The sequence below is a fragment of the Achromobacter spanius genome (genome assembly GCF_003994415.1).
In the GTDB taxonomy this organism is placed as follows: Bacteria; Pseudomonadota; Gammaproteobacteria; order Burkholderiales; family Burkholderiaceae_B; genus Achromobacter; species Achromobacter spanius_C.
The window spans coordinates 6215534-6230585 of record NZ_CP034689.1; the positions used below are offsets into that span (position 1 = coordinate 6215534).

14 protein-coding genes are annotated in these 15052 nt (G+C 60.0%); 2 read left to right on the forward strand and 12 right to left on the reverse strand.

What is annotated here, in order from left to right:
• Positions 1-81 precede the first annotated feature (81 nt).
• The gene (locus ELS24_RS28400; RefSeq protein WP_006227456.1) at positions 82-1416 is read right to left on the reverse strand and encodes a DUF5623 domain-containing protein; all 1335 of its coding nucleotides are present in this window, start codon (positions 1414-1416) and stop codon (positions 82-84) included.
• A 778-nt stretch (positions 1417-2194) separates the two neighbouring features.
• Between ELS24_RS28400 and ELS24_RS28410 the strand changes: the two genes are divergently transcribed.
• A complete protein-coding gene (locus ELS24_RS28410; RefSeq protein ID WP_006227455.1) occupies positions 2195-2737 on the forward strand; it encodes a helix-turn-helix domain-containing protein in 543 nt (180 codons plus the stop codon).
• A 51-nt stretch (positions 2738-2788) separates the two neighbouring features.
• Entirely contained in the window at positions 2789-3337 is a 549-nt protein-coding gene (locus ELS24_RS28415; RefSeq protein WP_054485450.1) for a hypothetical protein, read from the forward strand.
• 235 nt (positions 3338-3572) lie between these two features.
• Here the strand turns inward: ELS24_RS28415 and ELS24_RS28420 are convergent, their stop codons facing one another.
• From ELS24_RS28420 to pstC, 11 genes are all read right to left on the reverse strand, one after another.
• Positions 3573-4067, reverse strand: a complete 495-nt coding sequence (locus ELS24_RS28420) for a hypothetical protein (protein ID WP_006227972.1) — start codon at positions 4065-4067, stop codon at positions 3573-3575.
• A gap of 165 nt (positions 4068-4232) precedes the next feature.
• The gene (locus ELS24_RS28425; protein WP_006227973.1) at positions 4233-5765 is read right to left on the reverse strand and encodes a UvrD-helicase domain-containing protein; all 1533 of its coding nucleotides are present in this window, start codon (positions 5763-5765) and stop codon (positions 4233-4235) included.
• Positions 5762-7438, reverse strand: coding sequence for an ATP-dependent nuclease (locus tag ELS24_RS28430; RefSeq protein ID WP_223283291.1), 1677 nt, complete (start codon positions 7436-7438; stop codon positions 5762-5764). The genes ELS24_RS28425 and ELS24_RS28430 overlap by 4 nt, the downstream gene beginning before the upstream one ends.
• A 345-nt stretch (positions 7439-7783) precedes the next feature.
• Positions 7784-9064 carry an arsenic transporter gene (locus ELS24_RS28435; protein ID WP_006221942.1) on the reverse strand — a complete coding sequence of 427 codons (1281 nt, stop codon included), beginning with the start codon at positions 9062-9064 and terminating at the stop codon, positions 7784-7786.
• A gap of 64 nt (positions 9065-9128) precedes the next feature.
• Positions 9129-10913: an arsenical pump-driving ATPase gene (gene arsA / locus ELS24_RS28440; RefSeq protein WP_006221941.1), complete on the reverse strand. Its 1785-nt coding sequence runs from the start codon at positions 10911-10913 to the stop codon at positions 9129-9131.
• Positions 10914-10923: 10 nt separating this feature from the next.
• A complete protein-coding gene (gene arsD, locus ELS24_RS28445; RefSeq protein ID WP_035212057.1) occupies positions 10924-11283 on the reverse strand; it encodes an arsenite efflux transporter metallochaperone ArsD in 360 nt (119 codons plus the stop codon).
• Between the two features lie 78 nt (positions 11284-11361).
• A complete protein-coding gene (locus ELS24_RS28450; protein WP_006221939.1) occupies positions 11362-11868 on the reverse strand; it encodes an arsenate reductase ArsC in 507 nt (168 codons plus the stop codon).
• A gap of 12 nt (positions 11869-11880) precedes the next feature.
• Positions 11881-12243: an ArsR/SmtB family transcription factor gene (locus ELS24_RS28455; RefSeq protein ID WP_081247808.1), complete on the reverse strand. Its 363-nt coding sequence runs from the start codon at positions 12241-12243 to the stop codon at positions 11881-11883.
• A gap of 61 nt (positions 12244-12304) precedes the next feature.
• Positions 12305-13081 carry a phosphate ABC transporter ATP-binding protein PstB gene (pstB, locus tag ELS24_RS28460; RefSeq protein ID WP_006221937.1) on the reverse strand — a complete coding sequence of 259 codons (777 nt, stop codon included), beginning with the start codon at positions 13079-13081 and terminating at the stop codon, positions 12305-12307.
• A gap of 67 nt (positions 13082-13148) precedes the next feature.
• Positions 13149-14009, reverse strand: coding sequence for a phosphate ABC transporter permease PstA (gene pstA, locus ELS24_RS28465; RefSeq protein WP_006221936.1), 861 nt, complete (start codon positions 14007-14009; stop codon positions 13149-13151).
• Complete coding sequence (gene pstC, locus ELS24_RS28470) at positions 14006-14995, reverse strand: phosphate ABC transporter permease subunit PstC (protein WP_006221935.1); 990 nt, start codon at positions 14993-14995, stop codon at positions 14006-14008. The genes pstA and pstC overlap by 4 nt, the downstream gene beginning before the upstream one ends.
• Between the last annotated feature and the right edge of the window lie 57 nt (positions 14996-15052).

Sequence of the window (15052 nt, forward strand, 5' to 3'; positions counted from 1 at the left end):
AGGCTGTGCTGGCGCGAAGCGCTGCCAACAAAAAGCCCCCTTTCGGGGGCTGTTTGCAGCGAGCGCGCTTGTCGCGAGACGTCAGATCGCAGCGCTAGCGCCTGGGCTCGCCGCCGCGCGGATGCGCTCAACCTTCTGCAGCTCAGCGATGCCCGCGTCAAAAGCCGCGAGCAGTGTGCGCCGCGGCTTGCAGTCGTCGTAGCCGCGCACGACGATGGAACGCGCTTCGGTGAGCATCGCCAGGCGCTCCATGTCCGAATCGCCGCACACTGCGATCGGCCCTCCATAGTAGATATCGTCCAAGGCCCGCCCCTGCTCATCCCGGTGTTCCAATGGCCACCAATTGTCCAATTCGGAACGGGCAGCGCCCAGCTTCGAGTGGACTCGGCTGGAAAACCCGATGGCCGACAGGCCTCGCATTAGAGGGGCAAGTTGTAGATGTAGCTCAATTGGCATCGCTTTGGCCGGGCGCCAGCGCGACGGGATACCGGTTTGGCCACCATACGGCACCGCGCCGTTGTATTCGCCGTAAGACGGCCCCGGCCGCCGCCGGCGCGGCTTTGCATCCGCTTCGCGTTGAGGACTGACAAAATCGTCATTGCACCTGCCCGTCTCGTGTGGCCACGGGTGGGGCTCCACGACGGGGCGCAGATTGGCCAACGCGTCAGCAACACGCTGCAGCAGGGCGCCGTCCAGGCCAATCAGGAGAGGAATGCACTCGCCGGCGTAGTAGATGCCCTCCCACTTGGGCACCACCATTTTGCAGCCATTACTCTGCAGCCAGTGGGCGCGCTTGGCCTCCATGCGCTTGACCTCAGCCGCATACGGCTCGTCCAGGCACACATAGCTCCCGCTCACAGGGTCGAACCAGTCCGAGTTATGGTCTCTGCCGGGCATGCCGTTCAGCACGCTAGCGATGGCGTCGAACTTCTTGGTCGATACTGGTTGCAGGCCTGTCGCTTCCATGAAGCGCAAGCTGCGCTCCGCCTTCAGTAGAAGGTCCCGAGCCGCCTCTTGGTTGTCCACATTGGTCCGGTGTTCCAGATGATCGACGTATTCCATCCGGAAGCCGTAGAGCCCACGCGCGTGGCCGACGCGGTGCTTGGCCACGATTTCGGGCAATGGACGAGAGAGGTGCACACATAGCAGTTCTCGGCCATGCCTCAGCCCATTGGGCGTCTGATCGTCCTTGCGCGGACGCCGGGTGAACCAGTGCACGGAGATGTAGACGGGAAACCCGCGCGGTGCACTTGCGACGGGAAGCTGGCGCTTCGCGTGCACGAAGTTCTCGTAGCCAGCCTGGCGACTGGCAAGATTGAGAGCGTCTGTGTGGGTGATGTTTTGCTCGCGGCTAATTTTCTTGGCGAGCTGCTTGATGCCGTTCACTGAGAGCGGCTTAATGCTGGCGGTATTCATGCGCTTCGATCCTTAAGGCCCCGTTTACAGAGTCACCGTCGCTCTGAAAGGCCGGAAGGAAGGCATCGGCCAATAGAAGATCAAAGCACTGCTCTAGGAGCTTCGGAAGACGGCGTCCTGCGCGTGCCAGCGCAGATCGACTTTACTCCTCACGAATCGTTGAAGTCAATCAGGCCTGGCAGCGGGTGCGCTGGGACGGGGCACCTGTCGGCCAACCGGTAGAATCAGCTCCGTTCCTGTGTGGAGTTCCACACTTGCCGCCTACCGTGGCGCCATGCCTTTGCGTAGCTTACCGGGCCCCTCCAGCAGTTCACGAACCATCAGCTCCTGTTCAGCCACGCAAGGTTCCGCCGCGAGCGCTTCCCACCATTCATCGTAGACAGGGGCTAGAACGCCGGAAGGGCGTTTGAACCTCGCTCGACAACTGCTTCGTTCGCAGCACAAACGAGCGGTACCGCTTGACCTCCAGCAGCAGGGCGAGCACGTCTGCGTCGGAGATCTTGCCATCAGAGCCACGATGACGGTCCTGAATAGCGCGGAGCTCAGCGAGGGATAAAGGAGATCTGAACGGCATAGGCGAATACTGTATGTTTGCACAGTAAACCTATGTCGTCCTATCCCGCTAGCTAGAGCTGCGCCCTCTCTTGACGGGCCTGCACGGCAGCGGCCACAGCTTTGGCGGTGACTCGACACCGACTTGCCCTTACGTCTATTAGTCGCTATAGTGAAATTACGGCTCTAAGTCGCGTCTATTAGACGCATCCGATCGGAGCAAGACATGAACCAGAATCTCAGCCTGGCGGACACCATGAGGCCCACGTCGGAAGACCTCAAGAAATTGCGGGGGAAAACTCGCCGCACGCAAGCGCAAACGGCGGCCATTCTTGGCGTTGGCCTACGCCAAGTGCAACGTTGGGAGGCAGGTGAGCAGTCGATGCCGCCGGCAACGTGGCGCTTTTTACAGATGTGTGGCCACCGTTTGCCCTCGGACTTCCTCGTCCCGGAAGATGGCGCCACCCGATCTTGGGATCTCGACAGCGACACGATACGGGACACCATTGAGCAAGGTGATTTCGTCCACCTACAGCCTGTCGTTGGCCCGATGATCCAAGCCCGAGTGTGGCTGGACCGCGTGCATGACGGCCTGATCGACGAGGAGTCGTATGGCGGCTTTGTTATCGGATTCCCAGGGCACCCCGAAGCAGGCCAAGAATTCGGTGGCTTCTACATCGGCGAACGCATCACCTTCGCTAAGCGGAACGCCGTCCATGTGGAACAGCGCACACATACCACTGCAAGCGCGTCTAACCAGAAAATGTGACCAGATGAGGCATACTCGCCGCCTCGCACAACTCAAAACACGGAAAGAAAAATGGGGGCCAACTGGAACGAAGGAATGATGCGCTGGGCACCATATGTTGACGCCGAAGGCCGGTCCTTTCCGCTCAACCACTTGCATCCTTTCCGATACCAGTTGGAAACGACTGACGGCCGGACGGTAGAAATCCGTGTAGCTTTCGCGATGCACTGCTTCACGCACGGAAATGAGGTTACCGAGCATGCCCCGGATCTGTACCAGGATGAGCGCGAGGTCCGCAGGTTTTGCCATGACCGCTATGCTTTGTCCCCGCGCTTACCGCTCATTGTTCGCGAGCTGGCCAAACGCAAATGCGGCTATGCCAAGCATGAGAACTACGTCACCATCGACGTGGAGACCGCCGAAGGCTCTACCGGAAGCTATGGTGTCTTCTTCAACGTGCGGAGAATCAAGGACGCCGACGGTCTCGCAGTGCTCCTGACCATCCAGAGCGCCTACGAGCTGGACGCGGGAAAACAGCCGCCAATCCACGGCTCCATCAAGTTCACGCGTTTGATCGAACTGACGCTTGACGGAATCAAGCCGCGCCCGCCTCGAAAATAGTATGACCGGAAAAAGCGAAGGCCCCCGAAGGGGCCCCGTAGTCTGGCGTTCTGTTGCCTCCGCTTTTGGCGGAACCGCTTGCGCGGCAGTCAACGCTTTTGCCCGAAGGCTCACCAGCTATTGCGTTAGGTCTATTGTTGCTCAAATTTGAGCATCGCGCAACCCATCCTTCCCAGCCAGACCGGGTACGACGAAGAATTTGCCTCTGTACGTATCACTGTATATGTAACCAGTATCAACATTGGCGGAAATACAGCCTCTCAGGATCCACCGTCAAAAATTCCTCCTCTACCGCGCATGCCCGCGCCGCCATCGCTTGGGGCCGATAATCCCATTCCGGCTTTCCTGCGTCGTCAAATTCGACGATCGCAAAAGACCCGGCGGGCGCGAGGCCCCGCCCTTTTGGCCAATGCTCGATGATCGTGCTCAGGGCAGCCGCATTGGCAAGCACTTCCTCTCGAACAGGCTTGCGTTGCCACCACTTCCTTGCGGGCATGAGGTGCTGCAGCCCGACGTCGTCGTGCAACTGCACGATAGCTGCTTCGCGCACCTCTTCGATGGCATTCGTCACCGATGTCCCGTGATAGTCGTAAAGCTGCGCACAGACGATTACCAGGCTGTCATGTCGCACCCTGGCACGCAAAAAGCACGTGCCAACAGACATCAGGCCGGGGTATTGGAACCTGGGATACTCCTTGTCGATGCCCTGAAACTGCGAATTTCCGTCCATCCCTACATCTCCCTATATCCTGCTCCTATCGGAGACACGCCGGACCATGCGCGCGCCCTGAAGGAACAACGGCAAGATTCATGGGAAATTAAAGGACAACCTTGACCCGCCTGCCACTCACGCCCGCTAGTTCAGGTACGCGGACAGCCGGTAATTGGGGCTAATTCACCAACGGAGCTTGAAAAGGGGACTCGGATTGGATGTCGAAACCACTAAGGTTAGTGACTTTTTCGCCCTGCTAAAGGCTACATACATCTTGGACTTGGCGTACAGGGTCGATGTGAACTGCCCCTTGTCGCAGGCCATCAGCATCGCGTGGTCGCACTCCAGGCCCTTCGCCTTGTGAATGCTGCTGAGCACCTTTGGGGGTAATGACGGATGGGAATGGGAGCGCATACGCGACACCTCCGCAAATCCTTCGTCCGGATCTGCAAACTGACCAATGCGCACGGCATCCCGCAGTTCGGACCAGTGATCAATCTTCACTGTGTCAAAGCCTGCGGCGTTTTCCTTCACCAGCGCAGCAATTTTTGCGAGCGCGTTCGACACGCCCGTATGTGAGGGACTATTCAGGAGACATCGTGCGACCGCTTGGATGTTGGCCGGCTTTCCGGTGGTGGAGCGCGCCGCGCCGGTGCGAACTTCCTGCAAAAGTCGGTCACCGTGGCTGGACGAGCTGAATCCCGCTGCGACGCTGCCCATGAAAGTGATGACACCCTGCGCCAGTGCTTCCGGATCACCATGACCTGCGCGCAGTGTCTGTACGAGCGCCCCTAGCGCATTACGCGTATGACCTTCCCAAATTGGTACTGTACGAAACCAGAACGCCCGAAGTGCCGACACCAAGTCGTTCTGCGATGCGAGAATCATAAGCTGTGAGCTGCTTTTCAGCACCTTGTCGATCGGTGCTCTATGCTCCTTGGACAGTTTGTAGCCCGTACGCATCTGAGCCGTGTTGTTTCCGACAAGCACCCTAACTGATGGAGGCAGCGCTCCAGTCAGGTCTATTGGAATTCCGCGTTCCAAGCTCTCCCGCGCCTCGATGACCCAAGCCCCCAACAGAGGACAACCGGTCTGCCAGCGGTGGGGCGTGATCAGCTTCTCGCCTGCTCCCTGCGCCTTCAAAGCGTCCCAGCGGGCACGATCCTCGCGCGCGGCTTTGTCGGTCTTGGCGCCGTAAATCCGCTGCATGGGATCACCAAAGATCCGGACAACTGCTCCAGCAGACAGCAAGGACATGACAACACTGTGCTGATCGACACTCGTGTCCTGGTGCTCATCGCACACGATGACTGGATAGCGTTGGGCCAGTGCACGAGCCACCATTGGCTGATGCCGCAGAAATCCTGCGACCTTGGTTGCCATGATTTCAAAGCCTCGCCCGCCGTCCTGCCAAGCCCAGGAGGTCAGATCGCGTGGAAGACCAAGTGGCTCATGGTAAGCCAGTGCGATCTGCGCTATCAAGGCATCGATGGTCTTGATCTCGACGCGCGCCCCTGCCTTCTTCGTGCGTTCTGCGAAGACAGAGCACGCGGCGTGGGTGTGCGTCAGGATGAGCAAGCGGCCATCACCGATCGCCCCAACCACCTCCTGCGCGTACGCGGCGGCTTGGTATGTCTTGCCGCAGCCCGCCGCAGCTTCAATGATCACCAGCCGCTCGGGTGAGCGGAGAAGATTGGCAACGGCGTGGTCGCTCATAGATCGAGCTCTTGCAGAGCCTTGTGACCCACGGCTGTCAATACCGCGTTGATCAATGGAAGCAATTGCGGCTCTATTTTCTTCCAAGCGCCTAACGCGACCATTTTTTGGGCCAACTCTTGGCCACCGACAGTGGACTTGAACCATTGCTGGGAGTGCTTCTTCCAAGCCTTTTCTTGACCTGCAGGCGCACCATCCTTACTGCCGCTGGCGGCCGCTATTATCAAAGTACGCCACGTCTTTCCCGATGCTTTCAGCGCCGCATCTATCGTCTCCACGCTCTTGTCTTGAAGTCCGAGGCGCTCCGCCAAAGTCCGGAGTCGATAGCCATCCACCTCGCCTTCTGCATCCCTCAGCAGTGCGAGGAGATTTTCTTCAGGGACGGCCCCGATCACATGGTCCTCGGTGCAGCCCTTGGGCCACTGGTGCAATCGTCCTTTGAGCTTGTCCTTCAGCTTCTTCCACCGCTCTGGTGCGGTACCTTCGTCGTCAGCCAGGCCGGCAAATAGCAAACCGGAAGACGCGAGCGTCTCCAACAGATCCAAGGTCGCACCGTTTCCCTGACCATCGCAGACTCGCACCCCGTAATCAAGCGGGTTGCCCTTAAAGGCCCTCTCTAATAGATACTGCAAAAAGCCGACTTCGGTGGGTCCTTCTGCGATGACGGCCACACGCGCCAGGAATGTTTCAGGATCGCGCTTCTGCTGCGGCCCGATCTTGTCCCGAGGCAGCGCACCGATGGAGCCCGCGCTGTCCAGATACCAGAGGTGCGCGTCCTCGGCACACGAAATGGCGATAGGGCTATGCGTCGTGAGGAAAATCTGCCCGTGTTGGCCGGCCAGGATCTTGATGAGCTTGCGCAGACGGTACGGCTCAAGCCCGCGCTCGATCTCATCGATGAGCGTAATGCTAGCTTCCTTGTCCGTTGACGATGCGATTTCGAGCGCGGACATACGTCTGGTGCCAGCCCCCCAACTACTCAGAGGCAACGCCACGTCATTCTCGGTCGCCACTAGTCCGATGAGCGCGCCGATGGACAACCCCTGGCTGGTCGTGAGACCGAGTTTCAAATTGCTGGGAAGCGCGGCACCGGCCATACGCGCATCCAGCGATTCGATCGCCTTCTTACCCTTGTCATTGAGCGAATCGTGCAAATCGAGCCCTGCTACCTCCTTGCCGATGCGGGCCCGCAATGCGCTATCGGCCAACAACCGATCCAGCGCCGAGCCATAGACAAGCCGCAGATCGCGATCATTGCGCTCATCAGCACTCATTCGAACCGAGCCGATACGCCGGCGAACGGCTGACGAAAAATGGGCCAATTCTTCGTTGGGTTGCATGACCTCCCACGCGAGTTCCAATTCCGCGGTACCCCGTACCCGAACGCGATATACCGGCTCGCCGGGCGCGGCAAGGTCTCCTTCTTCGTCGGCTGACGGAGGTATCGCATTCTGCCCGTCCCACGCCCACGGCCAGGCGAAAGTGCTCTGCGAGCCGATCCCGGTCGTATCGGGTAGGGTCATGACGGCTTCGATGACGAACTCCTGCGCGTTGTCGCGCGCCCAGTAATCGGCCTCAGAGAGGACCGCAGTGTTCGACGGTGAAAGCAGCAATGCAATCGCTTCGAGGATGGTCGTTTTTCCGACGTCACCCCCACCCAGGATGACGTTCATTCCTTCCGCAGGCAGCCATGTTAGGGAGTGGATGCCCCTGAAGCGTTGAATAGTTAGTTTACGAATATGTGCTGTGTGGGCCATGTCATTATCAATTGCGGGCAATAAGAGCTAAGCCGGCAAGCCACTCTCTCACCTCATTCATGGAATGCGAGCTTCGAATACCCTCACAGGTTTACGATCACGCTCATTCCGCAACTGCAACAAAATGCTAAACGCACGTAGCTTAGCAGCACTCAACTCAATAAACAGTATTCGTATGAGCCGCCGTCGCGACAAGAAAAACCGAAGACCGCTTTCGGCCAGAAGCGGTCTTTGTCTGAGATATGAGCACCCTCGCCCTCGCTACCCTAGCCTGATTGCCAAGGCAGCCAGCGTCACCAGAAGCACCGGCAGCGTCAGCACAATGCCAACCTTGAAGTAATAGCCCCACGAGATCACGGTGCCTTTGCGCTCCAATACATGCAGCCAAAGCAACGTCGCCAGGCTCCCGATCGGGGTGATCTTCGGCCCCAGATCGCTACCGATCACATTGGCGTAGACCATCGCTTCCTTGACGACGCCGCTGGCCTGGCTGGCGTCGATCGACAAGGCGCCTACCAGCACCGTCGGCATGTTGTTCATGATGGACGACAGGAATGCCGCCACCAGGCCCGTACCGATCGTGGCCGTCCAGATCCCCTGCTCCGCGATCCCGCTCAGCAGATCAGCCAGGTATTGGGTCAGGCCGGCGTTGCGCAGGCCGTAAACGACCAGGTACATCCCCAACGAGAAGATCACGATCTGCCACGGCGCTTCGCGTATGACCTTGCGCGTGCTGATGATATGGCCGCGTCCTGCAACCAGCAGCAGGATTGCCGCCCCGACTGCCGCCACGGCGCTCACGGGCACGCCCAACGGCTCCAGGCCGAAAAATCCGATCAGCAGCAACACCAGGACGACCCAGCCGGCACGAAAAGTGCCCGCGTCGCGGATGGCTGCCGCAGGCGGCTTGAGCTGGCCCGCGTCGTATCGCGCGGGAATGCTCTTACGAAAATACAGCATCAGCACCGCCAAGGTCGCTGCCACCGCAACGAAATTGACAGGCACCATCACCGCGGCATAACGGTTGAAGCCGATGTCGAAGAAGTCGGCGGAAACGATATTGACCAGATTGGACACAATCAATGGCAAGCTGGCGGTGTCCGCGATAAAACCTGCCGCCATGACGAAGGCCAAGGTGGCGGCCGGGCTGAATCCCAGTGCCAGCAACATGGCCATGACGATGGGCGTCAGGATCAGCGCGGCGCCGTCGTTCGCAAACAGCGCCGCGACCGCCGCGCCCAGCAACACGATCAGCGCGAACAGCGCCCGACCGCTACCCTTGCCCCATCGCGCCACGTGCAAGGCGGCCCATTCAAAAAAGCCCGCCTCATCGAGCAACAGGCTGATGATGATGACGGCGATAAAGGTGGCGGTGGCGTTCCAGACGATATTCCACACCACCGGGATGTCACCGACGTGGACCACGCCGGCGACAAGCGCAAGGACGGCGCCCAAACTGGCGCTCCACCCGATCCCCAGGCCACGGGGCTGCCAGATCACGAGCACGAGCGTAAGAACAAAAATTGCTATTGCACCAAACATTGGGCGAACTCTTTTTTATTTGTGGATTGAAGGTTGAAGCGATAAAGGGTCATTACGTGGGTAACTACGCAAGGCTTGGCGCGGCGTCATGGTGGTGGCTGGCCAATTGCCGCAGGCGCTCGATGCCGACGGGTTCGGACTTCAGCAAGGGCACGACGGCGTATCGCTTCGCGTGTAGCTTGGCGATGCCGTCCATTTCGCGCAGTTCATTGAAAGCGCGTTGGCATAGCAAGGCCGATGTCGGTCCCGCCGCGGCGATGCTGCTATTGACCAGCCAGGCCCAGGGCTCGATGCCGGCGCGGCGCAGGTCTTCCTGAAGAATGGCGGCCTCCAACACGGGCGTGGTCTCCGCCAGGGTGACCAGCAGCACCTTGGTCTGCGTAGGGTCCTGCAATTGCATCATCGGCGTGGTGTAGTGGACATTGCTGCCCGACATCTGGCGGGCGATGTCCCGGTGATAGGCGCCGGTTGCATCCAGCAGCAGCAAAGTGTGGCCGGTGGGCGCGGTATCCATGATGACGAACTTGGTGCCGGCCTCGCGCACGATGCGGGAAAACGCGCCGAAGACGGCAATTTCCTCGGTGCATGGCGAACGCAAATCCTCTTCCAGCAAGGCCTTCCCGTGCGCGTCCAGCTTGGCGCCTTTGGTCGCCAATATGTACTGCTGGTAGCGCTCGGTTTCGACTCGCGGGTCAATGCGGCTGACCGTCAGATTGGGGAGCGTGCCTTCCAGCGTACGTGCCAGATGCGCCGCGGGATCCGACGTGGTCAGGTGCACCGCCAGGCCACGTTCCGCAAGGTTGACCGCGATCGCCGCGGCCAGCGTGGTTTTGCCCACGCCGCCCTTGCCCATCACCATGACCAGGCCGTGCCCGTCGGCGGCAATGCCATCAACCAGCGATGCCAGATCAGGGGCTTCGATCTTGGGAACGTCAACACGGTTCGGCTCGTCGGCATCAAGCGCGGCGTCGCTGAGCAGGTGGCGCAAGGCTTCCAGCCCAACGACGTTGAAGGCTTTCAAGGTGACCTGGTCCTTGGGCAAGGCCACAAGCGGTGCGGGCATGGCCTCGATGGCGGCCTGCTCTCGTGCATAGACGGCCGCGGCCAGATCGTCATGCTGGACGGCCGCGGCAGGCAGGACACCATTGATGACCAGGTGCTGCTGCAACAGCCCGATGCCCGCCAGCTCCTGGCTAGTCCGCGCGGCCTCTTCGAGCGTGGCCCGCTGCGCGCGCGTGACCAGCACCAGGCGCGTGCGTTGCGGGTCCGCCAACGCCGCGACGGCTTCGCGGTACTGGGAACGTTGCTTTTCCAGGCCGGCCAGCGGCCCCAGGCATGACGCATCGCCTTGGCCAGCATCCAGAAAGCTGCTCCAGGCTCCCGGCAACTGCAACAGGCGGATGGTATGCCCCGTGGGCGCCGTGTCGAAAATGACGTGATCGAAGTCCGACGTCAGGTTTGAGTCCGTCAGCAAAGACGTGAATTCGTCAAACGCCGCAATCTCCGTGGTGCAGGCGCCCGACAAGGATTCTTCAATGCCCCGCACCACATCGTCGGGCAAGACGCCGCGCACCGGGTTCACGATTCGGTCCCGGTACTGTTGGGCCGCGCCTTGCGGGTCAATTTCCAGCGCCGACAGGTTGCGCACGGCGGCAATCGCGGTGATGTGGTTGCCGATATCAACGCCGAATACCTGCCCCACGTTCGATGCGGGATCAGTGCTGACCAACAGCACACGCCTGCCCTGCTCCGCCAGCAAGACGGCCGCCGCGCAAGCCAGCGAGGTCTTGCCGACTCCGCCTTTGCCGGTAAAGAAGAAAAACCTGGGAGCTGCATCTAGAAATTTCATGGCCGTCCCCTTAGCAGGTGCGATTGCCGCCACAACAACCCGACTGCGGTTTGGCGTCGCCGGGGGCTTCGATACCTGTCCATCGCACGAGTTCCTCGCGCGTGGGATATCTGCCCGCCAACGCAATCTCGTTATCAACCAAGGTCAAAGGAAGCGCTTCCGCGCCCGAGCGCGTCAGAAACGCGCTCACCACCGCGTTCTGCGCAAACGCCAAGGGCTGTTGGGCCAGGTTGAGCCGTTCGATGTTTGCGCCTTGCCGCTTCGCCCAATCGATGTCGGCCGCACTCGTTACCAAAGCCTGATCCACGTCCAAGCCACACACGCCTGTGCTGCAGCACAGGGCCGGGTCAAATATCTGTATGGTTTTCATTTTGACGCTCCAAGAATTTTCGAAATATTCGTCAAAAAAAATGGCCCATCGACAGGCGTCATGAGCATTAGCACGGCATTACTCGGCCGGCTTGCTTTCACCAATCTGCTTCAACTCGCGATGAATCGCTGCCTTATCCAACGCCGCGATGGGCAGGTTGGCAAAAATATTGATGCGGGCGGAGATCTGCCGAAAGATCTTTTCGAAGACGCGGCGCTTCTCTTCATCGGTGCCCTCCGCGGCGGCAGGATCTTCAAAGCCCCAATGGGCAGAGATCGGCCGGCCTGGCCAAACCGGGCAGACTTCGCCGGCGGCGTTGTCGCACACGGTGATGATGAAATCCATCTGGGGTGCGTCCGGCGCGGCGAATTCGTCCCAGCTTTTGCTGCGCAGTTGCTCTATCGGGTAGTCCAACACTTGCACTCGTTCGATCGCGAACGGATTCACGGTGCCACCCGGATAGCTGCCCGCGCTGTACGCATGGAAGCGGCCCTTCCCCAGCGTATTGAGCAAGGCTTCCGCCATAATGCTGCGCGCCGAGTTGCCGGTGCACAAAAATAGAACGTTATAGACTTTCTCGGTCATGATGCGGACTCTTCAAGAGAGGTTGTTCACGCGCCGCGCGCGAGCGGCTGCATGTGGGGCACAAGCGGTGACGCTTGTCGGGGCACAAGGTTGGCCACCGCAGCAGTTGTCAGTCAGGTAGGCCAACAGTTCCGCCATCGACTCGAATCGAGCTTCATAGATGACAAACCTTCCTTCCTGCCGCGACGTCAACAAGCCGGCATACACCAGCTCTTTCAAGTGAAAAGAAAGCGAAGAGGGAGGGATGCCCGTCTTTTCCGATAGTTGGCCGGCAGGCAGACCTTCCGGCCCCGCCTGGACCAGCAGGCGGTAGACGGTAAGGCGCGATTCGTGTCCGATCGCGGCGAGGGCTTTGACAGCATCTTTCATTTCCATTTTTCGATTATCGTGGAATAGTGGAAGACTGTAAACCCTGATTTAGGGTCGCGGGTGATGGCTAGCCGAAGCGGCCGGTGATGTAGTCGGAAGTTTGTTCACGCTTCGGTTTGGTGAACAGGTCGTCGGTCCGGCCCATCTCGACCAGTTCGCCGGCGCACATGAACCCGGTGTAGTCAGAACAACGCGCAGCCTGTTGCATGTTGTGCGTCACGATCAGGACGGTGTAGTCCTTCTTCAGCTCGGCAATCAGCTGTTCGATCTTTGCGGTGGAGATCGGGTCCAGTGCGGAAGTCGGTTCATCCAGCAGCAACACGTCGGGGCTCAGGGCAATTGCGCGGGCGATGCATAGCCGCTGTTGCTGGCCGCCCGACAGCCCCAGCGCGTTCTGCTCCAGCTTGTCCTTGACCTCGTCCCAGAGCGCGGCGTTGCGCAATGCCGCTTCCACCCTGACGTCCATCTCGGCCTTGGGTAAGCGGTCGTAGTGCCGGATGGCGTAGGCAACGTTGTCGTAGATCGACATCGGAAACGGGACCGGCTTCTGGAACACCATCCCCACCTTGCTACGCAAGCGGTTGATCGAATACTCGGGGTCCAGAATGTTCTGGTTGTCCAGCAAGACCTCGCCGCGCGCTTCCAACCCTGGATAAATCGCGTAGATACGATTAAAGACACGCAAGAGGGTCGATTTGCCGCAGCCGGACGGGCCGATCAGCGCGGTAACGCGATTGGAAGCCAGTTCGATATTGACGTTGTTCAGCGCCTGGACACCCTTGTAATAGAAGCACAGGTCGCGAGTCACCACTTTCGGCTGCGTCGCGATGGCCGGATTGTCCAAGGTGGCGCTGCGGGCCGCAATGGCCCCGGCCGCCGAGGAGTTCAATACCGATGACGGGAAAGCAAATTCAGTCATGATTCACCTTGTTGCGTGACAAGATAGCGCGGGAGAGCAGGCTCAGGAGCAGTACGAACATCGTGACGACGAAGGCGCCGGCCCAGGCCAGCGCATGCCAGCTTTCGTAGGGGCTCATTGCATATTGGAAGATGACGGCGGGCACGCTGGCCATCGGCGCGCTCAGGTCCGCGTTCCAGTATTGGTTGTTCAACGCCGTAAAGAGCAAGGGCGCGGTTTCACCACTGATGCGCGCCAAGGCCAACAACACGCCGGTCGTGATGCCCGGCAACGCGGCCCGGAACAACACCTGAACCGTCACTTTCCATTGGGGCACCCCCAAAGCCAACGCCGCTTCGCGCATTTGGCTGGGAACCAGTTGCAGCATTTCGTCGGTGGTACGGACCACAACCGGCAGCACGATGAACGCCAACGCGATGGCGCCCGCCCAGCCGGAGAAATGCCCCATTTGCCGGACGACCAGTTCGTAGACGAACAGGCCCAACACGATGGAAGGCGCAGAAAGCAGAATGTCGTTCACGAAGCGGATCACCGCGCCGATCCGATGGCGGTTCACGTATTCTGCCAGGTACGTTCCGGCCGCAATCCCGATGGGGGTACCGAGCAGAATCGCGACCACACTCATCAACAGGCTGCCGAACAAGGCGTTGGCCAAGCCCCCATCGGCGCCCGGCGGCGGCGTCATCTTGAAGATCAGGTCCCATTTAAGCGCCGCGAAGCCCTTGGTTGCCGTGGTCCACAGGATCCAGATCAACCAGAACAGCCCAAACAGGGTCGCAGCCATCGACAGCGCTACCGACACCAGATTTCGCGCGGTACGCATGCGTTGCAGACGCAGGCCTTGCGGGGTCATTGCCTTCCCTCCTGACGATTGAGGCGGTTGAGCATCAGTTTGGCAATGGCCAGGACAACAAAGGTCACGACAAACAGCAGGAAACCCAGGGCGATCAACGACGACAGGTAGATGTCGGAGTCGGCCTCGGTGAACTCATTGGCGATGGTGGCCGCAATGGAATTGCCCGGCTCCAGCAACGAGGGCGTCAGCCGATGCGCGTTACCTAATACAAAGGTCACCGCCATGGTTTCGCCCAGCGCCCTGCCCAACCCCAGGAATACGCCGCCGATCACCGCCGAGCGCGTGTGCGGCAAGACGATGTTCCAGACGACTTCCCAGGTGGTGGAACCCAGGGCGTAGGCGGACTCTTTCAACGGGCGGGGCACCGTCAAAAACACTTCGCGCATGACGGATGTGATGAACGGCACCACCATGATGGCCAGCACGATGCCGGCCGTCAGCATGCCCATGCCCAGAGGCGGGCCGGAAAAAAGCACGCCGATGAAGGGAAGCGCGCCGATGTGTTCGTCAAGCCACGGATTGACGTATTCAGCCATCACCGGCACGAAGACGAAGAGGCCCCACATGCCGTAGATGATGGACGGGATGCCCGCCAGCAGTTCTATCGCCGACGCTACCGGCTGGCGCAGCCACTTGGGCGCGACTTCAGTCAGGTAGTACGCAATACCGAAGCTGACCGGTACCGCGATCAGCATGGCAATGAACGCCGTCACCAAGGTTCCGTAGATCGGCACCAACGCGCCAAACTTGTGATTGACCGCATCCCAATCACTGGACCAGAGAAATTCGAACCCAAAGGTGCTGAAGGCGAGCCTGCCTCCCCACAGCATGGACAGCGCGGCCCCGCTCAGCGACACCAATACAAAAATGCCGGCTACGGCAACAATGCGGCGAAAGACCTTGTCCGAAGACGCATCGCGGCGCGATCGCGACTCCTCGGCCTGGAAATCCAGCGCGGGGTTAAAACCCGGATTATTCGACATTTACGTCAACCTGTAAGAACGCAGCCAATTGGCTGTCGGTCTCGCCCGGCGGCGCCG